The sequence below is a fragment of the Pseudarthrobacter sp. AG30 genome, assembly GCF_003116525.1.
GTDB lineage: Bacteria > Actinomycetota > Actinomycetes > Actinomycetales > Micrococcaceae > Arthrobacter.
Genome location: NZ_QEHL01000003.1, coordinates 96,124 through 119,982, shown reverse-complemented (window position 1 = coordinate 119,982; position 23,859 = coordinate 96,124). Strand labels below are relative to the sequence as shown.

At 64.0% G+C, this 23,859-nt stretch carries 24 protein-coding genes; 6 read left to right on the top strand and 18 right to left on the bottom strand.

All coding sequences use genetic code 11. The annotated features are described in order from the left end of the window. Nucleotides 1–7: 7 nt before the first annotated feature. From DC347_RS03765 to DC347_RS03750, 4 genes are all read right to left on the bottom strand, one after another. The gene (locus tag DC347_RS03765) at nt 8–439 is read right to left on the bottom strand and encodes a hypothetical protein (RefSeq protein ID WP_133247072.1); all 432 of its coding nucleotides are present in this window, start codon (nt 437–439) and stop codon (nt 8–10) included. Nucleotides 440–635: 196 nt separating this feature from the next. Further along, the gene (locus DC347_RS03760; protein WP_018761522.1) at nt 636–1,058 is read right to left on the bottom strand and encodes a hypothetical protein; all 423 of its coding nucleotides are present in this window, start codon (nt 1,056–1,058) and stop codon (nt 636–638) included. 28 nt (nt 1,059–1,086) lie between these two features. Continuing rightward, nucleotides 1,087–2,379 (bottom strand): ABC transporter permease, encoded by a 1,293-nt coding sequence (locus DC347_RS03755; RefSeq protein ID WP_231369859.1) that lies wholly within the window; start codon nt 2,377–2,379, stop codon nt 1,087–1,089. Next, a complete protein-coding gene (locus tag DC347_RS03750) occupies nt 2,327–3,259 on the bottom strand; it encodes an ABC transporter ATP-binding protein (protein WP_165837975.1) in 933 nt (310 codons plus the stop codon). The genes DC347_RS03755 and DC347_RS03750 overlap by 53 nt, the downstream gene beginning before the upstream one ends. Nucleotides 3,260–4,118: 859 nt before the next feature. Between DC347_RS03750 and DC347_RS03745 the strand changes: the two genes are divergently transcribed. Together DC347_RS03745 and DC347_RS21615 are read left to right on the top strand one after the other, a co-directional pair. Beyond that, nucleotides 4,119–4,760, top strand: a complete 642-nt coding sequence (locus tag DC347_RS03745) for a hypothetical protein (RefSeq protein ID WP_018761526.1) — start codon at nt 4,119–4,121, stop codon at nt 4,758–4,760. Continuing rightward, the gene (locus DC347_RS21615) at nt 4,760–4,921 is read left to right on the top strand and encodes a hypothetical protein (protein ID WP_018761527.1); all 162 of its coding nucleotides are present in this window, start codon (nt 4,760–4,762) and stop codon (nt 4,919–4,921) included. Before DC347_RS03745 ends, DC347_RS21615 begins: the two co-directional genes overlap by 1 nt. An 84-nt stretch (nt 4,922–5,005) precedes the next feature. Here the strand turns inward: DC347_RS21615 and DC347_RS03740 are convergent, their stop codons facing one another. Then, nucleotides 5,006–5,341: a hypothetical protein gene (locus DC347_RS03740; RefSeq protein ID WP_133247071.1), complete on the bottom strand. Its 336-nt coding sequence runs from the start codon at nt 5,339–5,341 to the stop codon at nt 5,006–5,008. Between the two features lie 39 nt (nt 5,342–5,380). Between DC347_RS03740 and DC347_RS22160 the strand changes: the two genes are divergently transcribed. Beyond that, on the top strand, nt 5,381–6,226 hold the full coding sequence (locus DC347_RS22160) for a DUF3995 domain-containing protein (RefSeq protein WP_368665738.1): 846 nt from the start codon (nt 5,381–5,383) through the stop codon (nt 6,224–6,226). Between the two features lie 183 nt (nt 6,227–6,409). Here DC347_RS22160 and DC347_RS03730 read toward each other — a convergent pair whose 3' ends face one another. The 11 genes from DC347_RS03730 to DC347_RS03685 all read right to left on the bottom strand — a co-directional run bounded on the left by DC347_RS03730 (nt 6,410) and on the right by DC347_RS03685 (nt 18,019). After that, nucleotides 6,410–7,213, bottom strand: a complete 804-nt coding sequence (locus DC347_RS03730) for a hypothetical protein (protein WP_133247070.1) — start codon at nt 7,211–7,213, stop codon at nt 6,410–6,412. Between the two features lie 266 nt (nt 7,214–7,479). Next, nucleotides 7,480–7,797 (bottom strand): hypothetical protein, encoded by a 318-nt coding sequence (locus DC347_RS21500; protein WP_133247069.1) that lies wholly within the window; start codon nt 7,795–7,797, stop codon nt 7,480–7,482. A gap of 374 nt (nt 7,798–8,171) precedes the next feature. After that, entirely contained in the window at nt 8,172–9,146 is a 975-nt protein-coding gene (nrdF, locus tag DC347_RS03725) for a class 1b ribonucleoside-diphosphate reductase subunit beta (RefSeq protein WP_018761532.1), read from the bottom strand. After that, nucleotides 9,143–9,934 (bottom strand): NUMOD3 domain-containing DNA-binding protein, encoded by a 792-nt coding sequence (locus tag DC347_RS03720; RefSeq protein WP_109044487.1) that lies wholly within the window; start codon nt 9,932–9,934, stop codon nt 9,143–9,145. Before DC347_RS03720 ends, nrdF begins: the two co-directional genes overlap by 4 nt. A gap of 32 nt (nt 9,935–9,966) precedes the next feature. Further along, nucleotides 9,967–12,087: a class 1b ribonucleoside-diphosphate reductase subunit alpha gene (nrdE, locus tag DC347_RS03715; RefSeq protein WP_109044486.1), complete on the bottom strand. Its 2,121-nt coding sequence runs from the start codon at nt 12,085–12,087 to the stop codon at nt 9,967–9,969. Between the two features lie 20 nt (nt 12,088–12,107). Beyond that, nucleotides 12,108–12,578, bottom strand: a complete 471-nt coding sequence (gene nrdI, locus DC347_RS03710; RefSeq protein ID WP_026264518.1) for a class Ib ribonucleoside-diphosphate reductase assembly flavoprotein NrdI — start codon at nt 12,576–12,578, stop codon at nt 12,108–12,110. Nucleotides 12,579–12,662: 84 nt separating this feature from the next. Continuing rightward, nucleotides 12,663–12,908 carry a glutaredoxin-like protein NrdH gene (nrdH, locus tag DC347_RS03705; RefSeq protein ID WP_013601222.1) on the bottom strand — a complete coding sequence of 82 codons (246 nt, stop codon included), beginning with the start codon at nt 12,906–12,908 and terminating at the stop codon, nt 12,663–12,665. A 377-nt stretch (nt 12,909–13,285) separates the two neighbouring features. Then, the gene (locus tag DC347_RS03700; RefSeq protein ID WP_018761536.1) at nt 13,286–14,524 is read right to left on the bottom strand and encodes a cyclopropane-fatty-acyl-phospholipid synthase family protein; all 1,239 of its coding nucleotides are present in this window, start codon (nt 14,522–14,524) and stop codon (nt 13,286–13,288) included. Continuing rightward, nucleotides 14,524–15,897: a class I SAM-dependent methyltransferase gene (locus DC347_RS03695; RefSeq protein WP_018761537.1), complete on the bottom strand. Its 1,374-nt coding sequence runs from the start codon at nt 15,895–15,897 to the stop codon at nt 14,524–14,526. Before DC347_RS03695 ends, DC347_RS03700 begins: the two co-directional genes overlap by 1 nt. Further along, nucleotides 15,894–16,625, bottom strand: a complete 732-nt coding sequence (locus DC347_RS03690; RefSeq protein ID WP_109044485.1) for a DUF1365 domain-containing protein — start codon at nt 16,623–16,625, stop codon at nt 15,894–15,896. The genes DC347_RS03695 and DC347_RS03690 overlap by 4 nt, the downstream gene beginning before the upstream one ends. Continuing rightward, on the bottom strand, nt 16,622–18,019 hold the full coding sequence (locus DC347_RS03685; RefSeq protein ID WP_109044484.1) for an NAD(P)/FAD-dependent oxidoreductase: 1,398 nt from the start codon (nt 18,017–18,019) through the stop codon (nt 16,622–16,624). The genes DC347_RS03690 and DC347_RS03685 overlap by 4 nt, the downstream gene beginning before the upstream one ends. 96 nt (nt 18,020–18,115) lie before the next feature. Here DC347_RS03685 and DC347_RS03680 point away from each other — a divergent pair, with 96 nt between their 5' ends. From DC347_RS03680 to DC347_RS03670, 3 genes are read left to right on the top strand one after another with little or no spacing between them, the layout of a single operon-like run. Further along, entirely contained in the window at nt 18,116–19,033 is a 918-nt protein-coding gene (locus DC347_RS03680; protein WP_026264521.1) for a LysR family transcriptional regulator, read from the top strand. 45 nt (nt 19,034–19,078) lie between these two features. Continuing rightward, nucleotides 19,079–19,585, top strand: a complete 507-nt coding sequence (locus tag DC347_RS03675) for a DUF2004 domain-containing protein (RefSeq protein ID WP_018761541.1) — start codon at nt 19,079–19,081, stop codon at nt 19,583–19,585. A gap of 48 nt (nt 19,586–19,633) precedes the next feature. Next, nucleotides 19,634–20,350 (top strand): hypothetical protein, encoded by a 717-nt coding sequence (locus tag DC347_RS03670; protein WP_109044483.1) that lies wholly within the window; start codon nt 19,634–19,636, stop codon nt 20,348–20,350. Between the two features lie 28 nt (nt 20,351–20,378). On the opposite strand, the gene metE is transcribed toward DC347_RS03670, so the two are convergent. Both metE and DC347_RS03660 read right to left on the bottom strand, forming a co-directional pair. Continuing rightward, nucleotides 20,379–22,721, bottom strand: a complete 2,343-nt coding sequence (metE, locus tag DC347_RS03665; RefSeq protein ID WP_109044482.1) for a 5-methyltetrahydropteroyltriglutamate--homocysteine S-methyltransferase — start codon at nt 22,719–22,721, stop codon at nt 20,379–20,381. Between the two features lie 62 nt (nt 22,722–22,783). Then, nucleotides 22,784–23,749 carry a methylenetetrahydrofolate reductase gene (locus DC347_RS03660; protein WP_109044481.1) on the bottom strand — a complete coding sequence of 322 codons (966 nt, stop codon included), beginning with the start codon at nt 23,747–23,749 and terminating at the stop codon, nt 22,784–22,786. Nucleotides 23,750–23,859 lie beyond the last annotated feature (110 nt).

Genomic DNA, 23,859 nt, shown 5'->3' with positions numbered 1-23,859 from the left:
CCCGGTTTCACCTGGCCGGTTCTTCGACGTCGATTTCCACCGTTTTCTCCCCGCACACCAGCCGCAGCACCGCCTCACCCGCGTCGAGCCTGCACTCCCGGTCCTTTACCCGCGGCCACCCGGACAACTCGGGGGCGCTGCGGGCCCATTTGTAGTAGAAGCTGCCGTTCTCCGTATAAATGTCCACCACGTCTCCGTCGAATCCGTCCTGGGTAACGAGCACCGACCGTCCGTCCACGGCTTCCAGCCTGACCGTATCCCCGATCCCCGTGGCCTCTAGGAGGGCGAAAACGGCAACCACCCCAAAACAGGTCGCAGCCGCTGCGACCCCTCCTACGGTGGTCCATCCGGCGAGCCGTCGCACCGCTCTCCTGCGAATACGGCCGATCAGCACCGGAAGAAGGAGCAGCAGGCCTGCGGCGCCGATGGGAACCGCCACGACGAGAAGCCAAGCGGCCAGGGAGTTCAAGGGGGCGCCGACAAACAACAGTTGGTGCTCGCGCCTGGCGGCCCAATATGCATCGTCAAGTATGCAGAAACCCGTTACCGACAGGGCTGCACCGATGAAAAGGATGACACCCCAGCTTGAGCGGCTCCTCAATGCCTCACTTCCCGGGCGGCGGGCCGGCCGGCGGTCATCTGACGGCCACATCCCGCCAGACGGCCAGTCGACCCAGGGCAGCGGCGAAACCAACGGTTGCCCACAGGCCGAGGGCACCGACGGACCAACCGAAGCCGAGCACGGATCCCAGGGCCCAGAAGCCCAGTGTCGGCACGATGAAGAACGCGGCAACATGGATCCACTGGTTGCGGATGGGTCGGAGCAGGCGGCCAAGGATCCATGCCAGCGGGACTCCCGTCACCAGCGCGATGCCATACCCGTACATCAGGACCATCAGGGCAAGGTCGAGCAGGAACCCCTGCGAGGTGGCGGCCAGCACGATATACAGGCCGACGAGCCACAATGTCGTGGTGATGGCCCAGCCCTTGAAGAGCGCCCGGCCTGTCAGGATCACGCCGCTCCTGATCAGGACGTCGCCGGCGGCACCGGGTGTCATGACACCTTTCCCCGAGCCAGGACCAGGGTCATTTGGCGGCCAGCTCGTTGCGACGGAACGTTCCGGCAATGGAGAGTTTGCGGCCGTATTCAATGGATCCGTACCTGAACAGATGGACGGCCAGTCGAAGGATCAGGGTCCCGACGACGAAGAGTTCGACGACGACGATGGTCGCTTCAACAGGGTTGAGGGTTCCGAACCCGTTGCGAAGCAAGGCGGTGACGGGAGCGGTCAGCGGGAAGTAGGTGAAGATCTGGACGATCAGTGCACCCGGATTGGAGATGATCAGGCTGAATGTGTAGAAGGGGATGAACATCATCGCCACGAGGGGACCGAAGACGGTTCCGGCTTCCTTGGCGGTTGGCATGATCGCCCCGATGGCTACGAGGACCCCGGTGAAGACCGTGAACCCGCCCAGCGTGAGCAGCGCACCAGTGATCATGGGGCCGGGTTCGAAGACCAAGGAGGACAAGTCAACCTCCGGCAAGGCCAGGCGGTCCCGGAAGAACAGGTAAGCCAGTCCCACTGGCGCCAGGAACACCAGGATCTGGACCAGCCCGACGGCGAACAGCGAGATGATCTTGCCGGTAATGAGTGTGGTTGGGTTCAGCGTGGTCAGGATCATCTCGGTGACACGGTTTTCTTTCTCCTCCAGGGTGGAGTTCAGCATCTGGTTCGAAAGAAGGATCATCGAAATGTAGAAGACGACCAGGAACAACAAAGGCGGGATGATTCCGCCGACGCCTGGTGCGACGCTGCCGTCCTTGAACGTTTGCGAGTCAAACTTAACGGCTCCGGTCAGGGCAGCGGTCAGCTCGGGTGAGCCCACCTGGTTCTGGGCTGAGACCGCCAGAAGCTCTTTGGCCACTGCTTGGTATTTATCATTCTCGAACATGCCTTTGTCAGCCCCGTAAACCTTCACCGATTCCTTCGCAGGGTCGGCCGGGTAGGCGAAGTATGCCTCCGAGGTGCCGTCTTTCACAGCTGCGATGGCAGCCGCCGGGTCGCCGGCTACCGTCCCGCCGGCCAGTTTGGCAGCAGCGGGCACGATGATTCCGGACGCGTCGGTGTAGGTGAACGCGAACCTTGCGCTCTTCTGCGCGGCCGCGGTGTCCTTGGTGCTGGCGTTGGACGCGTACACCAGCGCGAAGATGAGCACGAGGATGACCGGGAGCGCCAGGGTGGCGATCACGAATCCGCGCTTCTTGATGGTCCTGAAGAACTCGAAGGAGATGACGGTGCCGAGGTTGTGCTGTCCCATTGCCATCTCAGCCTTCCGCCAGTTCATGCTGTTCGCCGTAAACCTGGATGAAGATTTCATCCAGGGAAATCCTTGCCGGGGTAAAGGACCGGATCCCGGCGCCGGCGTCCACGAGCGCGCGGAGAACGGATTCCTCCGTTGCCCCGGGCCGCGGCGAGAGTTCAGCCCGGCCGTTCTCCTCCGATACGACGTCGAACAGGGCCGACGCAGGCAGCGGACCGTCGTGGGTGACCCGGTAGACGGTGCCGCCGAATTCTTCCTGTACCTCTTCCACTGTTCCGTAGGCGCGGGAGACGCCGTCCTTGAGCAGGATGACGCGGTCGCAGAGCCGCTCGACTTCCTCCATTTGGTGGGTGACCATGATGACGGTCGCCCCGGCCCGCTTGTGCTCTTCGATGATGTCCATCAGCAGCCGCCGGTTGACCGGATCGAAGCCCTTGGTGGGCTCGTCCAGGATCAGCAGTCCCGGGTTGTTCATGATGGTAACCCCGAGCTGGACTTTCTGCTGCTGGCCGCTGGAGAGTTTGTCGAGCCGGGTCTTGGCTTTGCCCGCCAGTCCGACCCGTTCCAGGTAGGCCTCGGACCAGGACCGGGCCGAGGCCTTTGACAATCCTTTGAGCCGGCCGAAGTACACCATCACGTCCAGGACGTGTTCCTTTTTGTACAGGCCGCGCTCCTCGGGCAGGTATCCGAGGCTGGCCCCGTCCTTGGGCTCGAAGACCTTCCCGCCGATGTGCAACGTCCCTGCCGTGGGCCGGTAAATACCCAGGAGCGCCCGCAGGGTGGTGGTCTTCCCGGAACCGTTGCTGCCAAGGAACCCGAAGGTCTCTCCGGCGTGGACATCAAAGGACAGGTCCCGGATGACCGTGGTGTCCCCGAAGTCCATCCTGAAGTCTTGAATGTGTACCAGCGGCTCCTGCGCCGTTTCCCCCATTGTCATGATCCCAGCGTATCGTTTGGCGAACCCGGCCTCCTCCCCCGCGTTTCACGTCAAGGGCCAAGCTCTTTTGTCGATGTCGCCATTCAGAGACAATGGGTATTGCGCGAACAAAGCTAAGCATGCTTATGATAGATGCAGCCGACGGGAGACGGCTGTGAGGGGATAAAGGGGGTGCGCTCGGTGAACGGGCGCACCCCTTATCCGCATCCTTCCGGCGGCGGACTCCTCGCCACGCCCGCTTCCCGGCCTGCAGCCGACGATAGCGCAGGGCTGCGCGGAGCCGCTCCACCAAATCGTCAAGCGATTCGCGCCATTCCGGTTCGTCGGCATCGTCCCATAATTCGGCGCGCTCGGAGTCCTGCCCCGGCACGCGCTGAACGGCCTCTACATCATCGGCCGTGATCTCTGCGCCGTGGGCCGTGGGCCGTGGGCCGTGACCAAGTCAGCTACGTTCTCGGGCAGTCTTTGCCAACGCTACAAGTTTGCCATGTCTTGACCAGCTAACTATCAGCATGCTTATGATAGGGGTAACGGATGGGGATCCGGGTTGTGGAGGATCGAAAGGGTGCGCTCAGCGAACGGGGCGCACCCTTTTCGTGTTCTCACGGTCCGGAGTTGCGCGAAGACATCACGCGCCCCGGACCTGGAGTCGCGAACATCTGATATGGCTGCAGCACGGACGTAGCGGTCCCTTCGTACCGAAGCGCCGCCAGCCGACAGTCAAGACGCGAGGTCCTCGCGGTGGATCCGGCAAGACCGGCCGGTAGACTGGGCCGCGTAAGGACGGATTGGGGGATCCACGGCGGGCTCGCACTGCTGTTCCGCTGGTCAGTCGACGCCAGCACCCCAAGGAACCGCCTTGACCTTCTTCCAGGACCTGCCCGTACCCGAATTACCACCCCGGGGCCGTACCATCCGTTACGTACCGCCCGTATGGGCGGGCGCCCCGCGGCATGAGCTGCCCGCGGTGGTGGGGGTTGGCCGTTTCCTTCATATGTCGCCAACGTTCGTCATGGCTGTTGAAGCCGTCAAGGTGTATTCCACGGGTTGCCTTTTTGATCTGTCGTGGAAGTTGCGTCGGCATGACGAGAACGACGAAGAATGGGCTGAGCTCAACGCTTCCTTCTTCAGCCAGCCGCACGCCCGGTGGGCCAAGGCCAACATGCCTCTCGCGGCCCTTCTCTGCGGAGTGGAGTTTGCTGACGGCTCCAAAGCCTCCACCGGGGCGATGCTGAACAGACCCCACCCTGCACCCGACGCACCCCAGCCGGAGCCGCCGGTGGTTCTCTTTCAAGGCCAAGGCGGCAGCGGCGGGGACGACGAGATGGCGGCCAGCGGAACCCTCTGGCTGTGGCCCTTGCCGCCGGCGGGAGCCATGCGCCTGGTCACCCAATGGACCGACATGGGCATGCCCGAAACCTCCATTGACCTTGACGGAACCCAACTCCGCGATGCCGCGGCCGGCGCCCGGCAGTACTGGCCGGAAGGTGACGGAGAGTAATGGCACTCGACAGCTTGGTCCTGTCCGTCGTCTTCGTGGCAGTGTTCTTCTACATCCTCTACGGCATCATCCGCGCTGCCGTCCGTGACGGCATCCTCCAAGCCGACGAACGGCGACAGAAAGCCCGTCAAACGGTGGGCGGCGGCGGACATGAAATGTAGGCGCCACAGGCTAATAGAGGAACACCAGCCCACCCTGCATGCGCTTGTCCTAGTCTTCGTCGCAGGTTGGCGGTCCCGATCGAGTCACCACGGCAGATTCAGCAGGAGGACCACGCCGATGGCAACCCCCAGCACAGCAATCCCTGCGCCCACTATCCGGTAGACACCGCTGTCGGGAGCCGACCCCTTTGCATACAGCGAGGCATTGTTCTGAGCGACCTGCCCCAGCCATTGCGCCGATCCGCGGACGTCGGCAAGAAGGCAGGTTCCCAACAGTACAGCGGCGCCCGCCGCCACACCCCCCGCATAAACAAAGTAGGGCCGCCCCATTTGGCCAAGCAGGACCATGGCCGCGACGGAGAGAAAGAGTAACCCGCCAGATAACATCAACGGCCACGGCATCCCAAGTTTAGGTTTCATCAGATCCCCCAAGTTCGCAAAGCGAGTCGTCGTCCTGCCATGAGCATAGAGGCTGAAATGCTACCCATCCGTCCCGGACGGATGAGGGGATCCAGGGCGGCTCACGCCGTCGTTCCGCTGGTTGGTCGCCGCCCGTGGACCAAGGACGACCGTGGCTTTTTCCAGGACCTGCACGTCCCGGAGCCACCCCGCCGCGCCCGCAGGACGAGAGCGACGAAGAATGGTCCGGGCTTGGCGCCCCATTTTTCCCCCAGCGGCACGCATGGGCATGCCAGAATCGTCCACCACGTTGGTCGGTGCCCAGCTTCGAGACTCCGCTGTCGGCGCGCCGCAGTTCGTCTCGGCGCCCTCCAAGCCGACGCCGATCTTCAGCAATTAGCTACAGTGATCCAGGTGACGCTTGAGAGAAACATGTCCTTCAGCCGATCGTTGGCTTGGTTGGCATGCATAGCCGGTATCGTCCATGCCGGATTCAGCTTGTACTGGGCTCTGGGTGGGCGATGGCTTGTAGCCACGGTGGGCCAATGGGCGGTCCAGCTGTCCGTGGAGGCCCCGATTGAGGCAGGGCTAGTGCTTGGCCTCGTTGGGATAGGAAAGTTGCTGGCAGCGACGATCCCCGTCGTCGTCGCCTATGACCGTATGCCCTGGCGAAGATTCTGGCGTGCGGTGAGCTGGGCCGGAGGCCTGCTCCTGGTCAGCTACGGGGGCGTGAACACCGTCGTCAGCAGTGCCGTCCTAGGAGGGTTGATCCATCCTTCAGGTGGCTATGACCTCAACGCGATGATTGGACACGCATGGTTGTGGGATCCCCTGTTCTTGCTTTGGGGTACAGCCCTGGTTATCTCGCTCTGGACCTCGCGAAGGAGCTCACCAGTGATTGCGTAAGTCCAATCAAGGTGGGCCGGAAGCTGGTGTGCCGGCTGCAGCACACGCCTCCCTCCGGGCTCCCCATGTCCAATTCCGACCCACTCGAAACGCGATAGGCAGACCATTATCCGGACGAAGAGCTCCGCCCATCAGCTGGCCCCCGACCACACGGGCGGACGGCACCACTTCCGCCGGAAGCGACTACGGGTTCGGAACAAGCTTGAAGGCATAACGGGTTTTGGTCCCGCTGCTCGGGACCATGCTGAATTCTGCTCCCCGGGTCCGGAGCTCAACAGGGGCCTTGAAGACGTTTCCGTTGCAAGGGATGCTCATCGGGCTCAAAACTTCCGCCCCTGTCCAACTGGCCACTGAAAACTCAACGTCGGCCGCTCCGTCGCAAAGGAACTGCACTTCGTAGCTGCCCGGTTCTGCCGATAATCCTTGGCTCGTGGGCGAGCTTGAGCTGGCGGCACCCGCCAACTGTCCAGGCAGTTTGGGTTGAAGCTGCCGAGCCACCCATTCCGACATGTCCTCAAACTCTGACGCGCGCGGATCAGTGTTGAGTTCAAGCATGACACCGGCGGCGGCAGGCTTGTCCACGGGCGAGACGGTACTGATGGTGATCGGGCCGCCGGCGTGCCGGACAAATCGCTCCAAGACAGAGTCACACGTGTAGGGCACCCCTATCGTTGGCTTCTCGCCTTGGACAATGGAGACTGTGACACCGTGAACACCAGCACATGCACTCTTGATCACGTAGTCCCCTGGCGCGAGGTCAACCGATAGTTTCCCTAATGGTTCCCCAACCGTCGGCATCCCTGGTTCATCCGAAGAAACCATGAGTGAGCGCGCAACTTCATCAACGTTTTCCTCAAAGGACAGCATTCGCGTGCCGCCGGCCTGGGCCTGGGAACTGACCGGCGCGCTCTCCGGGCCGGTGTACTCACATCCGGCCAGCGCGACGATGAGGACTGCGGATACCAAAGGACCTGTTGCCATGCGCATATGCGTTGCTTCCCCCAAGCTCGCTTATGAATCGAGTCTAGCCCCCGGCAGCGCCGTCCCCCACGTACATGCAGGCCCCGTTGCCAGACTGGGCCGGGCAAGGAGGGATTGGGGGATCGCTCGCTGCGACCGACCAGCGGAGCCGCCGGTGCGAGCCGCCCTGGATTCCCTGGATCGACCGTTACGTTTGAACCTGGCGATTCCGCTCCCGACTGCCAGCTCGTCCCCTGGTCTGGCAACATCCCCATACGGTGAATGCACCTGCCCTAGCCCGGACCACCTCCGGGCCGGTCTTTCGGAAACCTCTCCGGGTGCTTGGGGTCCCGGCCCCGTTCCCGCCAGTATTCGTCACGCTGCCACAATGAGAACCGGATAACGGCCGTTCCGTAGACGACGACAAACACGATCTCGACGGGCATAACTGCAAATCGCCAAGCATCAGGAAGGTTCGGAATTAGATTCCAGACCCCGAAGGCGATCATGAAGGGCAGCGACCAGTACGCGATTCGTTTGATCCTGCGCCGGGCTTCCTCTTTAGAGGCAACCGGCTTACGACTCTGAGGCCCGGTCGGTGCTGCTGACATGCCTGCACTGAACCACCCGACTGGCCCCCGTGCAAGGTGCTTGAGCTGATCTTGCTTCGGAGACTACGAGAATGCAGGCTCAACGGATTCATGATCTTTCGTAGCGCGGCGGGGCTGGCGGCCATCCCCGGATCTGATTGCCATTTGCACCGGTTGCGGAAACATTTCAGTGTGAACTGCCGGTGGACGTACACCGGGCGCGGCGCCGATTACCAGCCAAGGTCAAAGTGGCCAAGCGACTGAAGCTGGCCAAGCTAGTTGGCGCCGCGCCCCCTGTATGTCACAGCGCCAACTAGCTTGCAGTGGTGCCAACTAAGTCGTCAACTCACGACCAGCCGCAAAACCGCCAACCAGCTTCTGGTCTCACACCCGATTTAGAAGTCCCAGTCCTCATCCTCAGTATTGACAGCCTTGCCGATCACGTAGGACGAACCGGATCCGGAGAAGAAGTCGTGGTTCTCGTCGGCGTTGGGCGACAGGGCCGAGAGGATCGCCGGGTTCACGTCGGTGACGGAAGCGGGGAACATCGCCTCGTAGCCCAGGTTCATCAGGGCCTTGTTGGCGTTGTAGTGCAGGAACTTCTTGACGTCCTCGGCCAGGCCCACGCCGTCGTACAGGTCGTGGGTGTACTGCACCTCGTTCTCGTACAGCTCGAAGAGCAGCTCGAAGGTGTAGTCCTTGATCTCCTGGCGCTTCTCCTCGGAAACCTTCTCCAGGCCCTTCTGGAACTTGTAGCCGATGTAGTAGCCATGCACGGCTTCGTCGCGGATGATCAGGCGGATCAGGTCAGCCGTGTTGGTCAGCTTGGCCCGCGAAGACCAGTACATCGGCAGGTAGAAGCCGGAGTAGAACAGGAAGCTCTCCAGCAGCGTGGAGGCCACCTTCCGCTTCAGGGGATCGTCGCCCTGGTAGTAGTCCATGACGATCTGGGCCTTCTTCTGAAGGTTCTCGTTCTCGGTGGACCACCGGAACGCCTCGTCAATCTCCTTGGTGGAGGCCAGGGTGGAGAAGATGGAGGAGTAGCTCTTGGCGTGCACGGACTCCATGAACGCGATGTTCGTGTACACGGCTTCCTCGTGCGGAGTCAGCGCGTCCGGGATCAGGGAGACAGCACCAACGGTGCCCTGGATGGTGTCCAGCAGGGTCAGGCCGGTGAACACGCGCATGGTGAGCTGCTGCTCGGCCGGCGTCAGCGTGTTCCAGGACTGGACGTCGTTGGACAGCGGCACCTTCTCCGGCAGCCAGAAGTTGTTCACCAGGCGGTTCCAGACGTCCACGTCCTTGTCGTCCTGGATGCGGTTCCAGTTGATGGCCTCGACGTGACTGAGAAGCTTCACTTTTTCGGTCATGACTCCGACTCGCTTTCTGAAGAGAGACTTGGTTTGGCTGAGTCCTCGACGCAATACTTGCAGTCGGCTTTCTCGATGCCTTTGTTGGTGTGATGTCTAGTGTGTGCGCTGCGCTGGCTGGAAGGCATTGGACGGCCCTTCCGAACCGCTGACATTTTCGCACGGGTTTCCTCGCTGGCCTTCTTCCCGAAGTTCGGATTCCCGGCGCCCTTCCTGGCTTCAGAAAGTGCCCTTCGGGCTTCTTCGCCGACAGTGCGTCCGAACCCTGGATGGTCCGGCCCGAACCTGCCGTAATTCGGGTTAGCGGTCCCGGAATTCGTACCTTTGCGGTCCTGTGACCACTTGCTGCGCTGCTCCACGCTGTGCTTTCCGCCGTAGAAGGGGTTCGCTGCACCCGGCCGGCTCGACCCCTTACGCCCGGTACCACGTACACTGGCTGCCGCCCGCATCTCGTCCGTCCAGATGACGCCCGTGGGACCAAGTCCGCCATCGGAAAGATTCAGCAGGCGATCACCCTCGCGGCGCAGGAAGCTGATCCACTCCATCTCGGCCCGGCCCAGATCCTGCAAGCCCTCGATCCAATCCAGTTCGTCCGCGATCAGGTCGGCGGGATCGTGCTTGCGGACCCAATCGTAGAACGGCGTTTTTCGGCCCTCCGCTGCTGCCCGGAGGTGTTGATGGAAACGACGACTGGCCGTCTTGGTGGTGATACCGACGTAGCGGTACTCGACCTCCCGCCGAAGCCGGATGCCGTAGACCAAGCCGCCCGCCGCCGTCGTCGTTTCCATCTCTCTCCTAAGCAGAACTCAACCGATTCTGGTTACAGCATGCAGGAAACGCAATTTTCCACCTCGGTCCCTTCCAGCGCGAGCTGGCGGAGACGGATGTAGTAGATCGTCTTGATGCCCTTCTTCCAGGCGTAGATCTGGGCCTTGTTGATGTCGCGCGTGGTGGCGGTGTCCTTGAAGAACAGCGTCAGGGACAGGCCCTGGTCCACGTGCTGGGTCGCGGCGGCGTAGGTGTCGATGACCTTTTCGTAGCCGATCTCGTACGCGTCCTGGTAGTACTCCAGGTTGTCGTTCGTCAGGTACGGCGCCGGGTAGTACACGCGGCCCAGCTTGCCTTCCTTGCGGATCTCGATCTTGGACGCCACCGGGTGGATGGAGGAGGTGGAGTTGTTGATGTAGGAGATCGAGCCGGTGGGCGGCACGGCCTGCAGGTTCTGGTTGTAGATGCCGTGCTCCATGACCGAAGCCTTCAGCTCGCGCCAGTCAGCCTGCGTGGGGATGTGCACGTTCTTGAAGAGCTCGCGGACCTTCTCGGTCTGCGGAACCCATTCCTGCTCCGTGTACTTATCGAAGAACTCCCCCGAGGCGTATTTGGACTTCTCGAAGCCGCCAAACGTCTGGCCGGTTTCGATGGCCAGCAGGTTGGAGGCGCGCACCGCGTGGTACACCACCGAGTAGAAGTAGATGTTGGTGAAGTCCAGGCCCTCTTCGGAGCCGTAGTGGACCCGCTCCCGCGCCAGGTAGCCGTGCAGGTTCATCTGGCCCAGGCCGATGGCGTGGCTCTGGTCGTTGCCCTTGGCGATGGACGGCACCGAGGTGATGTTGGACATGTCGGAGACGGCGGACAGCGAGCGGATCGCGGTCTCGATGGTGAGGCCGAAGTCCGGCGAGTCCATGGTCTTGGCGATGTTCAGCGAGCCCAGGTTGCAGGAGATGTCCTTGCCGGTGTCGGCGTAGGACAGGTCATCGTTGTACGTGGTGGGCTGGGAGACCTGGAGGATCTCCGAGCACAGGTTGGACATGATGATCTTGCCGTCGATCGGGTTGGCCCGGTTCACGGTGTCCTCGAACATGATGTACGGGTAGCCGGACTCGAACTGGATTTCGGCGAGGGTCTGGAAGAACTCGCGCGCCTTGATCTTGGTCTTCTTGATCCGGGAATCGTCCACCATCTCGTAGTACTTTTCGGTGACCGAGACGTCGGAGAACGGCATGCCGTAGACGCGTTCGACGTCGTACGGCGAGAACAGGTACATGTCCTCGTCCTTCTTGGCCAGCTCGAACGTGATGTCCGGGATGACGACGCCCAGGGAGAGGGTCTTGATTCGGATCTTCTCGTCCGCGTTCTCCCGCTTGGTGTCCAGGAAGCGGTAGATGTCCGGGTGGTGGGCGTGCAGGTATACGGCACCGGCACCCTGGCGGGCACCGAGCTGGTTGGCGTAGGAGAAGCTGTCTTCGAGGAGCTTCATCACTGGGATGACGCCGGAGGACTGGTTCTCGATCTGCTTGATGGGCGCGCCCACCTCGCGGATGTTGGTCAGGGCGAAGGCCACGCCGCCGCCGCGCTTGGACAGCTGCAGCGCGGAGTTGATGGAGCGGCCGATCGACTCCATGTTGTCTTCGATGCGGAGCAGGAAGCAGGAGACCAGCTCGCCGCGCTGCTTCTTGCCGGCGTTCAGGAAGGTGGGGGTGGCCGGCTGGAAGCGGCCCTCGATGATCTCGTCCACCATCTGCAGGGCGAGCTGCTCGTTGCCGCGGGCCAGGTGCAAGGCAACCATGCACACACGGTCCTCGTAGCGCTCCAGGAAACGCTTGCCGTCAAAGGTCTTCAGCGTGTACGAGGTGTAGAACTTGAAGGCACCGAGGAAGGTTTCGAAGCGGAACTTCTTCTTGTAGGCACGGTTGAACAGTTCACGGATGAAGTTCATCGTGTACTGGTCCAGCGTTTCGCGCTCGTAGTACTGGTTCTTCACCAGGTAGTCGAGCTTCTCCTCCAGGTCATGGAAGAACACGGTGTTGTTGTTCACGTGCTGCAGGAAGTACTGGTGGGCGGCCTCGCGGTCCGCCTCAAACTGGATTTCGCCGCTGGGACCGTAGAGGTTCAGCATGGCGTTCAGCTCGTGGTAGCCCAGGCCCTTGTAGGCGGCCGGCATCTCGGGCTTCCCGGCCCTGGTTACTTCTGTGTCTGCGACAGTCGTGTCCAAAACGTGTCCAATCCTTGGTTGACCCGGGTGACGTCTTCCGGCGTTCCCATAAGTTCGAATCGATAAAGGTGGGGTACTTTGCACTTGGCGGCGATGATGTCACCGGCCATGCAGTAGTTGTCCCCGAAGTTCGTGTTGCCGGCACCAATCACGCCGCGGAGCAGTTGCCTGTTCTGCGGGTTGTTGAGGAACCGGATGACCTGCTTGGGAACGGACCCCTCTCCCCCGGTGCCACCGTAAGTAGGCACCACCAGCACGAACGGCCGGGTGGCGAGGAGGGGTGCGTCCTTCGCGTAGAGCGGGATCCGGGCCACCTCACGGCCTAGCTTCCTGACGAAGCGGCTGGTGTTCTCGGATGCGGAGGAAAAGTAGATGAGCTGGCTGCCGGTACTGACCGGCCCTGCATCAGCCTGTGCACCGGCCAATGCGGACGCCTCCATGCGCTGAGCCGCATGGTCACGCTGTGCTGTGGGTGCCACCATGGACGTCACCTCAGCTTGTTGCTGTCGGGAAAAGCGGAAACCTTAGGCTACGGAGGAAACGGCGGACAGTGCCAGTTCCTCGATCTTGTCCGGGCGGAAGCCTGACCAGTGATCCTGGTCGGTGACCACAACGGGAGCCTGCATGTAGCCCAGTGCCTTCAGGCGCTCCAGCGCCTCGGCGTCCTGGGAGATGTCGACGCTCTGGTAGGTGATGCCCTTTTTGTCGAGCGCACGGTAGGTGGCGTTGCACTGAACACACGCAGGCTTCGTGTAAACCGTTACGGTCATTGTCGCTGTCCCCTTAGTTGAAATCTCTTGCTGGTGCGGTGTCCCCGTCCAAGCCGTATGTAGATACTACATGTAGTGCAGGCGCCTCTTTTGGACCCCAAGATGATGTATTACAAGTATGTCATTTAATGCACCGTTAATCCACAGGCAGGGGCCCATAAAATGGCCGGGATCCCGGGATTTTTGGAAGTTCCGTCCACACCCTGTGGACTACTTAGCCACAATTAACGGCCAGCGTGTCGCGAAATCGACGGCGTGTCGCGGCGTTGTCCACAGGGCTTCCGGGCACGGAAAAGGGGTCCCGAAGTGACCTTCGGAACCCCTTGGGGTGACCAATCGCACCCGCCGCCTGGTGCCGGTGGAAGCGGCGGGAGCCGCTATAGCGGGGCGGGCCTGCTGCAGAGGATCTGCTCTACGCCCATCCGGCCTTCGGCAAAGCTGCGGAGGGCCCCCACCAGGTACAGCCGCCAGACACGGACCACTTCCGGGCCCATCATTTCCCGGGCCCGGTCCAGGTTTTGCTCGAACGTCGCGTACCAGGCGTCAAGGGTGCGGACGTAGTGCCTGCGCATGCCCTCGACCCCCTCCACCTCAAACCCTGCGCCCTCGAGGAAGTTCAACGTCTCCCCCACCGGGCGCATGTGCATGTCCGGCGCGATGAATGATTCGATGAACGGACCGCCGCCGGGGTGGCGGCCGCGCCGGGACATCTGCTGTACCAGCACTTTCCCGCCCGGCGCCAGGTTATCGAACAAGGCCTGGGCGTAGACGGGATAGTTCTTCTGCCCCACATGTTCGCCCATCTCCAAGGAGGCAACGGCGTCGAATGGCCCGTCCGGGATCTCGCGGTAATCCTGTACCCGGATCTCCACCTGGTCCGCCAGGCCGTACTCGTTGATCCGGGCGTCGATGAATGCTTTCTGTTCCACGGAGAGAGTGACACCAACTACCTTGGCTCCATACTGCCGCGCGGCATGCAGGCTGAGGGAACCCCATCCACAGCCAACGTCCAGCAGGCGCATACCCGGTTCCAGCCCGATCTTGCGGCACACCAGGTCCAGCTTGTCGCGCTGGGCATCCTCGACGCCGTAGCCGGGACCGGGAGCTTCCGTCCAGTAACCGCTGGAGTAGGCCATCTGCGGGTCCAGGATCAGGCCGTAAAAGTCGTTGCTGAGATCGTAGTGGTGGCTGATCGCGGCGCGGTCACGGATCAGGCTGTGCAGCCGTCCCCGGACCTTGGCCTGTGTTGCCGGGGGCGCCGGCGGTGTCCCCAGGGCCCCGGCCGAGCGGGCGATCCTGCCGATCCCGGCGATGACTCCGGGCGTAAGGCGGATGCCGGACAACCGGCGCTGCCGGACCACTTCCCACAGCTGCTGCAGCGCCGAATTGAGGTCACCGTCAATGTCCAGTTCACCCGTGACGTAAGCCTGTGCGGCGCCAAGTTCGCCGGGGTTCCACAGCAACCGGCGGATGGCGTCCGGGCTGTTGAGCCGGACCACCGGGGCGTCCACCGGCCCCGCTTCCGAACCGTCCCAGGCCTTCAGGCGGACAGGCAGGTCCCCGCCCACCACAGGCCTCAACACCTCTGCGATCGTTTCGGCAAGTGCAGCGGTCATCAGCGGCCTCCGTTGACGGCAGCGTTCTTCCTCCGGTCCAGCACAATTTGCTGGACGTTCAGGTAGCCCGAGGCAAAACCGGCCCTTGAATAGCAAAGGTAGAAGAGCCACATCCGCTGGAAGACGGCATCGAAGCCGAGTTCAGCAACCTCGTCCTTCCGCGCCATGAACCGTTCCTCCCAGAGGCGCAGCGTCTCGGCGTAGTGTTCGCCGAAGGCAAGGCGTTCACGCACCTGCAGTCCGGTCCGCTTCTCTGTGACTTCCTCGATGGCCCGCACCGACGGAATCACGCCGCCCGGGAAGATGTATTTGTGCACCCAGGTGTATCCGGTCCGGGTGGCCAGGAGCCGGTCATGCGCGATGGTGATGGCCTGGATGGCCACCTTTCCGCCGGGGGCAAGGACACGCTCGATGGTTTGGAAGTACGTGGCCCAATATTCGTAACCGACGGCCTCGATCATCTCGACCGAAACGACGGCGTCGTATTCGCCCTCCACGGCACGGTAATCCTTCAGCTCAATGGTCACCTGGTCCGCGTAGCCTGCCTCCGCCACCCGTTTCCGGGCCAGCGCCTGCTGCTCGCTGGACAACGTGACCGAGTAGACGGTGGCGCCGCGGGCGGCTGCACGCAGCGCCAGTTCGCCCCACCCGGTGCCGATCTCAAGCACCCGGGTTCCGGGTCCGACGCCGGCCTTGTCCAGCAGGCGGTCGATCTTCGCCTGCTGGGCGGCGGCGAAGCCCTCCCACGGCATGTCCTTCACGGCGCTTCCCGATGCAGGGAAGAGCGCGCTGGAGTAGGACATGGTCTCGTCGAGGAACGTGGCGAACAGTTCGTTGGAGAGGTCGTAGTGACGGGAGATATTGGAGCGGGTGTTCTTCAGGGAGTTGCGTTCCGTCCGCGGCTGGCGCGGCAGGAAAATGGACCGCAGTTTCTGCAGCGGAGCCGGTATCAGGGTGCCCGCCCGCTCCGCGAAGACCTCCAGCACCGCTGTCAGGTTGTCTGCATCCCAGTCGCCGGCCATGTAGGACTCGCCCAGGCCGATCAAGCCTCCGTCGCCCAGCCGCAGGGCAAACTGCGCGGGCCGGTGGATGGTCATGACGGGTGCGCCCGAGCCGGCCGGGGCAGAACCCAGCACCTGGCCATCGGGGTAGCGCACCTCGAGCGGAAGGCGCCGCACCGCGGCCTTGAAGATCCCGTCCGCAATCCGCGCTGCACCGTTCGCCTTGAAACCCGAAGGCACGGCGGCGATTCCCGGCCAGATGCCCGCATCGATGGACGCGGGTGGCCGCGGCACGGTGTACGGTGCGGCGGAACCGTGATGGTCCGCCGGCCGCTCAGCCGAGGCGGTGCCGTTATCGTCCGTCATTGTCATTGAACTGCCTCCTGTGGGGGGTGATGTGGTCTGGCGACGACGGGCAGGCGTCTTGCCCAGAGCTTAACGCCCTGAAGCCGGATAAGTGCGGATACCAGCATCGGCGCGGCAGGCACTGCAACGGCTGCCGCGAGGATGTTCCGGATGGTGGCCGGTTTACGCTTGCCGTCCATGGTTGCCACGAAGGGTCGGTGCCCTTCGCGTTCCAGGACGATTGACACCGCCAGCCGCTCTCCGGGGGCGGGAAGCTTCATCCGGTATTCGCCGTCAACGTCGTTAAAGGGTGAAACGTAGAAAGCCTTCGGCACTGACGCGCGTCCCGAGGTGTCTGTCCGGAGCAGGTAGCAGTGCCGTTCGCCGTAGGTGTTGTGGACCTCGGCCACCACGCACCGCAGCTCTCCGTTGGTGCCGTAGCACCAGAAAAGCGTCAGCGGGTTGAAGACGTAGCCAAAAACCCTGGCACTGGTCAGCATGTGGATGGGGCCGCCGTCGGGCTCGATTCCCTGCGTCCGCAGGTAACGCTCCACGGTGGCCCTGAAGCTGGCCCCGGGATCGCCCAGATGGTCTCCCGCGCGGAATTCCGCCAGTGGCCGGAGCAGGCGGGGCAGGCGTGGCAGGTCATCCACGTCCACGAACCAGCTGTAGCTGCGGTAGGTGAACGCGTTCTTCAGCGGGGTCTGCCGCACATGCGAGATGGCGGTGCGGTAGATGGCGGCACCCATGGTCACGCCGGTTCCGCGGCAAGCAGTTCCCGCTCCCCCTCGCCGGAGGAGTTTCCGCCGTCATCGGCCCTGGCCACCGGCCAGGTGCGGCCGAGCTGCTCCGCGGCACGGACCCCGGAGAGGGCGCCGTCTTCGTGGAAGCCCCAGCCAAGATAGGCCCCGGCATAGGCGATCCGGTCGTTGCTGAGAGCCTTGATGGCCTGCTGGGCCTGCAGGGACTCGGGGGTGTACTGCGGGTGCTCGTAGACCATCCTGTCCAGGACGGCGACGTCGGCAATCAGTTCGGACTCGCCAAGACTGACCAGGTACGGCCTGCCGTCGGCCGGTTCAAGCCGCTGCAGGCGCGTCAGGTCGTAGCTGACCAGGACTTTGTCCGGTCGGGCGTCGCAGCCGGGAAGCCGGTAGTTCCATGAAGCCCTGGCATTCTCCGCCGCGGGCAGGACTGCGGGGTCCCGGTGGAAGACGGTGTGGTTGACCGAGTACGGCATGCCGCCGAGCGCTTCCTTCTCCGCAGGCGTGGCGTCGGCCAGGAACCCCAGTGCCTGCGCCGGGTGGGTGGCGATGACGACGGCGTCGAAGGCTTCCAGCCCAGCGGCAGTTGCCAGTTCCACACCGTCAGGGGTCCGCCGAAGGGCAGTGACCGGGGTTTCCAACCGGACATCGGGAAGGGTCGCAGCCAGCTTTTCGACGTAGCGGGCGGAGCCGCCGGTGACGGTGCGCCACTGCGGTGAGCCTTTGATGCCCAGCATCCCGTGGTGGCCGAGGAACGTGAAGAGGTACCGCGCAGGGTAGGACAATGCGGTGGTGGGGTCGCAGGACCAGACGGCGCTCACTACCGGGGTCATGAAGTGCGAGATGAAGTAGGGGCTGAATTTTTCCCGCTCCAGGAAGGCGCCGAGCGTCAGGTCGGGAACGTCCACCTCGCCGCTGACGGCCGACGGCGGCGCGGTCCTGAGCAGTTCGCGCGCCTTCCGGTAGAAGCGGGTGACCTCCAGGAGCATCAGCAGGTAGCGGCCGCGCAGCAGGCTCGACGGTTTGGCGATGATGCCGCGTGCGCCGTCCCGGGCGCCGGCATATTCGAGTCCGCAGCCGTCACAGCGGATGGACATGCTCATCTCCGAGTCCTGGGTTTCCACGCCCAGTTCGGCGAACAAGCGCAGCAGCGTGGGATAGGTCCGTTCATTGTGAACAATGAAACCAGTATCGACGCCGATGGCGCTGCCGTCCGGCTGGGGCATGTCGTGGGTGTGGGCATGGCCGCCCAGGCGTGAATCTGCCTCGAACAAGGTGACGTTGTCCTGCCGGTTCAGCACGTAGGCGGCCGTAAGTCCGGCCACGCCGCTGCCGATGACGGCGATGCGCCGTCGCCCGCCTGCATCTACTGCTGGATTAGGTGACAATTCGTGCTCCTCTGTTGGACATCTGCCGCCGGACCGGGTGTACAGAGGGCAATTCGGTACCGTGGCGGCGGCGGATGGGTGCAGTACTGTGGGCTGGTGGTAAACCCCGTGCACTTGAAGACCTTATTGGAGGTCACGCGGCTTGGCTCATTCGCCGCGGCCGCCGCGACACTTGGTTATACTGCCTCCGCTGTTTCGCAGCAGATGTCCGCGCTGGAGCGGGACACCGGCGTCACGCTCTTCCAGCGCTCGGCGCGGGCCGTGGTCCCTACGGAAGCCGCCGTCGTCATGACCCGCCACGCCGCGAAAGTGCTCACGGACATCGAAGCCCTGATGGCGGCAGCGTCCAGGGCACAGGACACGGGAAGCCAGGAGCTGCGGCTGGGGATCTTCCCCAGCCTCGCCACCTATGTCCTGCCGCGGATCCTGAAAAATCCGGCCTGGAAGAAGCTGGGCATTGACCTGCGGGTGTCCGTGGCTGAACCGGGCCAAACCATCCAGGGGCTGCGGACCGGCGGCGACCTCGACCTGGCGGTGGTGTTCCAGGTGGGCCAGACCGGCTTCGCCTGGCCCAACACGATCAACCGGCAATGGATTGGCGACGACGACTTCCGGGTGGTGCTGCCTGCCGGCTGGGGATTCCGCGCCGACGCGAAGGTGGCAGCGGACCATCTCTCCGACATGCCATGGATCATGCACCACCCCGGCACCAGTGATGCCATGGTGATTGAGCGGCTCTTCGCCGGCTGCAACCTGCACCCGCGCGTGGTGGCGCACAGCGACGACTTCCACGCAAGCCTGGAAATGGCAGCTGCCGGGCTGGGCGCCGCCCTTGTCCCGGAGCTCGCGCTGCGGAACAAACCGGCTGGGGTAGTGGTGCTGGACGTCCCCGAGATCCGGCTGGCACGCAACGTGTTCGCGCTTCTGATCAATGACCGGAAAACGGCACGGGTGCAGCTGTTCGTCGACCTGCTGGCCGAAACCCTTGCCGGCATGCGCACCGCAGTGAATTAGCCCCGAACGCTGGAATGGGCCGGACTTCGGGTCTATGTTGAGAATATGAACAAGGTAGCGAGCCAGCACTTTGGAGAGATCGACCTGAACCACGGCATGGATCATCTCTTCGCCGCCCGGCACGAGCTGCGCGGCCACCCGCTGGAACTCGACCTGAACATCAATGCCCACGACCACTTCGATGAAGCCGCGCTCCGGAAAGTCGAATACCGGCTGCGTTTCCTGCCCGAACTGGTGGACGAGGTCCGCGAGATGATCGCCGAGGAACTTGAGCAGGAGGGCACCAGCCCGCAGGAATACCTGCACTTCCACTGCAACGCGCTCAAGGAAGAACACCTGCACAAGGTGTTCGGTGTCCAGGACCGCAGCCAGCTCACCAATGAGGTGTTCCTCAAAGCACTGAAGCTCGGCCATGTGGGCATCTACCCCGGCCAGCCCGAACGCTACTTTGTCCTGGACTTCACCCTCGGCGAGCACTTCACCGATGAGGTCCTGGTGGCCTGCGCTGACCAGGACGGCGTGGTCGACGACGAGATCGTCTGGGAGTCGTGAGGCTGCCGGCGCTGTTGTGACACCCCGGCACTAAGGAGTGCAGGCGCCATGGATGTGTTTGATGACAGGCGCGGAACCCGGCGGCTGGCGTCCTCGCTGCTGCTGGCCGGCGTCGTGGTGTCGATCCTCGCCGGCGTCCTGCACGCCGAATCCCACGACGCGAATGATCACGTGGCAGCCTTCACCGCTTACGCCAACAGTGGAATCTGGACCGCCGTGCATCTTGGCCAGTTCGTGGGCATGGCGTTGGTGGGCGCGGGCCTGGTTTGCCTGGGCACCGTGCTCGGTTGCCAGCGCCGGTCGCTCGCGTGGACCGCACGCTTTGGTGCCCTTTTCGCTGCTGCGGCCATTGCGCTGTACGCGGCCCTGCAGGCGGTGGACGGGGTGGCCCTGAAACAGGCCGTGGACGCCTGGGCTGCCTCGCCCGAATCGGAGAAGGCCTCGCGGTTCGCCACGGCTGAGGGCATCCGCTGGCTGGAATGGGGCATGCGCAGCTATCAAAGTATCCTGCTGGGCACGGCGTTGGTGTTGTTGGGTTTCGTGGTGGCCGCTTCGCACCGAATGTCCCGGACAGCCGGTTATGCGATGGCGCTGGCCGGGCTGGCCTATATGGCGCAAGGGTGGATTATCGGGGAATCCGGGTTCTCCGCCGACAATGCGGTACCGACGCTGGTGGGCATTGCGGCCATCGTGGTGTCGGCGGTGTGGCTGACGGTCGGCGCATGGCGGATGAAGAAACCGGCGACGGCCGGCCACGTGATGTGACCGGCCGCCTGCCCGCTTCTCAAACTTCCTACTTGGCCGCTTCCAGCAGGCCGGCGCGGACCGTCTGGGTTGCCTTGGCCAGGTTGCGCAGGGACTCTTCGGTCTCGGCGTAGCCGCGGGTCTTCAGGCCGCAGTCCGGGTTGACCCAAAGCTGGCGGGACGGGACGTGCTTGACGGCGGTGGACAGCAGCTCGGTGACTTCGGCTTCGCCCGGAACGCGCGGCGAGTGGATGTCGTAGACGCCGGGGCCAACGCCGCGGCCGAAACCGTGGGACTCGAGGTCGTGGACAACCTCCATGCGGGAGCGGGCTGCTTCGATGGAGGTCACGTCGGCGTCAAGGCCGTCGATCGCGTCGATAATCACGCCGAACTCCGAGTAGCAGAGGTGGGTGTGGATCTGGGTGGCGTCTGCGGCACCGGCGGTGGCCAGGCGGAAGGAGTCAACGGACCACTTCAGGTAACCGGCCTGGTCCGCCTTGCGCAGCGGGAGCAGCTCGCGCAGGGCGGGCTCATCCACCTGGATGACCTTGATGCCGGCGGCTTCGAGGTCGGCGATCTCATCGCGCAGCGCCAGGCCAACCTGGTTGGCGGTCTCGCCCAGCGGCTGGTCGTCGCGGACGAAGGACCAGGCCAGGATGGTGACGGGCCCGGTCAGCATTCCCTTCATGGGCTTGGCGGTGAGGGACTGGGCGTATTCCGCCCATTTGACCGTGATGGGGGCGCTGCGGGTGACATCGCCCCACAGGATGGACGGGCGGGTGCAGCGGGAGCCGTAGGACTGGACCCAGCCGTGGACCGTGACGTCGAAGCCTTCGAGGTTCTCGGCGAAGTACTGGACCATGTCATTGCGCTCGGGCTCGCCGTGCACCAGGACGTCGTAGCCCAGCTCTTCCTGCAGGTCCACGACGCGCTTGATCTCGTCCTTCATGAGCCGCTCGTACTGGTCGTCGCTCAGCTCGCCCTTGGTGTTGCGGGCACGGGCGGAACGGATCTCCGAGGTCTGCGGGAAGGATCCGATGGTGGTGGTGGGCAGGGGCGGCAGCTGCAGCGCCGCTTCCTGGGCGGCTTCGCGGACGGCGTATTCGGAACGGCTGAAGTCGGCAGCCGTCAATGCTTCGGTGCGGGCCCGCACATCCTGGCGGCGGACACCGTGGGCGGTGGCACGCGAAGCGATCACGGCGGTGGCGTCATCGATGGCTGCCTGTGCGGCCGCGGGGTCGGCCAGCCAGGACGCCAGGATCTTGACTTCGGCGGCTTTCTGGTCGGAGAACGCCAGCCAGCTGCGGAGCTGCGCGGACAGCTGGGTTTCTTCCTCGACGTCGTGGGGAACGTGCTGGGTGGAGGTGGAGGTGGAGACGGCAACCTTGGCGGCGGCGCCCTTCAGCTCGTCCAGCTTCGCCGCCGACGCTGCGAGGTCGTTGCGCCAGATGTTGTGCCCGTCAACGACGCCGGCAACCAGGGTCTTGTTGCCCAGTCCTGCCAGCGCCGCGGCGGACGGAACGGCGCCCTTGAAGACGTCGATGTGCAGGGCGTCGATGTTGGTGGCAGCAAGGGTGCCAAGCTGTCCGTCGAGGGAACCGTACGGGGAGGAGACCAGGATCTGCGGGCGGTTGGCCGCAGCGGTCAGTACCTCGTAGGCCCGGGCAACCGCGGCTTCGATCTGGGCGGCAGGGAGGTCCTGGTCGACCACCAGGGCGGGCTCGTCGAGCTGGACCCAGCTGGCGCCGGCGGCAGCGAGCTGTTCGAGGAGCTGGACGTAGATGGGGAGGATGTCCGCCAGCCGCGACAGCGGCGCAAAGCCGGCCGGTGCGTCGTCTGACGCCTTGGACAGCAGCAGGTAGGTGACCGGACCCACGATGTAGGGGCGGGTCTCGATGCCGTTCTCCAGCGCGAACGCGAACTCGTCCACCTTGGCGGTGGAGGCAAGGTTGAATTCGGTCTCCGGGCCGATCTCCGGGACCAGGTAGTGGTAGTTGGTGTCGAACCACTTGGTCATTTCCAGCGGCTGCTGGTCCTTGTTGCCGCGGGCCAGGGTGAAGTACGCGTCGATGTCCAGGCGGCCCTCGGCGTCGAGGAGCTTGCCGAAGCGGGCCGGGACGGCGCCCAGGTGGGCGGTGGTGTCCAGGACCTGGTCGTAGTAGGAGAACGTCCCCGGCACGGCGGCGGCTTCGGTCAGGCCAAGGTCCTGCAGGCGCCGGGCGATGGTCAGTTGGATGTCCTTGGCGGCGGCGTCGAGGGCGGCGGCGTCAATTTTGCCTGCCCAGTAGGCTTCAACGGCCTTCTTGAGTTCGCGGCGGCGGCCGATGCGCGGGTAGCCGAGCAGCGATGCCGACGGGAACGGGGTGTTTTTGGGCGCGGTCAGTTCAGGCATGGAGTTCTCCTAGGAAGTGTGGAGCGTGCGGGGGTGGTCTGTGGGGTTCGGCCGGGAAGTGCTCAGCTGGCGAGCTGGGGCCGGGCGGTGGAGTCCCGGCGGGTGCCCAGGCGGCTGTGGCGCGGCAGGGCCAGCTTGTCCAGCACTTCGAGCGCGCTTTGGTGCTCGTTGAAGGTGTAGAGGTGGATACCGGGGGCTCCGGCATCCAGGGCGGCATTGGCCAGGTCCACCGTGGCGTCGACGCCGATGTGGAGGCGTTCGAGGTCGCTGTCGGCGGCGGCCAGGCGTTCCATCAGTGCGGGTGCCGGTTCGACGCCGGCCAGTTCACCGAGCCGGGTGAGCCGGCGGAGGCTGGTGAGCGGCATGACGCCGGGGATGATCGGGATGGTGACTCCGGCGCGGCGTGCCCTGGTGAGGAGGTTCGCGTACTGCTCGGTCTCGAAGAACACCTGGGTGATGGCGAAGTCGGCGCCGGAACGCTGCTTGGCCAGCAGCACCTCGACGTCGTGTTCCTCGCTGGGCGATTCCGGGTGCCGGGAGGGATACGCGGCCACGCCGACGGCGATCTTTCCGGCGCAGAGCAGTGCTGAACGCCGCTGCTCCACCCGCCTGATCAGCTCGATCAGGTCCTGGGCGTACCGCAGTGCACCGTCGGAGGGCCGGACGCCGTCCTTGGGCAGGTCGCCCCGCAGCGCGAGGATGCCCCGCACTCCGATGTCCAGCAGTTCGCCGATGATTCCGGCCAGCTCCTGCGGCGTGTTTCCAACGCAGGTCAGGTGTGCCAGCGGCCGGAGGGTGGTCTCAAGCAGGAGCCGGTTAATGAGTTCGACGGCGGTGTCACGGTTGGATCCGCTGGCACCGTACGTCACGGAGACGTAGTCGGGCGCCGTGGTCTCGAGTTCACGGATGGTGGTCCAGAGCGTCTCGGCGGCGGCCGGGGAGCGCGGCGGGAACAGCTCATAGGACAGTGCCACCGGGGCGGTGTCCGAGAGGTTTGGGTGTGCTTCAATGAGGCTTGGTGGTGACATTTGCGTCCTTGGCTTTGGGCCACTGGGGTTGCCTGCCGGTAAATCTACAGGGAAACCCGCAATGAATTGAGTTTGGGGAACACGGAGGGACTCCATTGAGGACGCAGCCG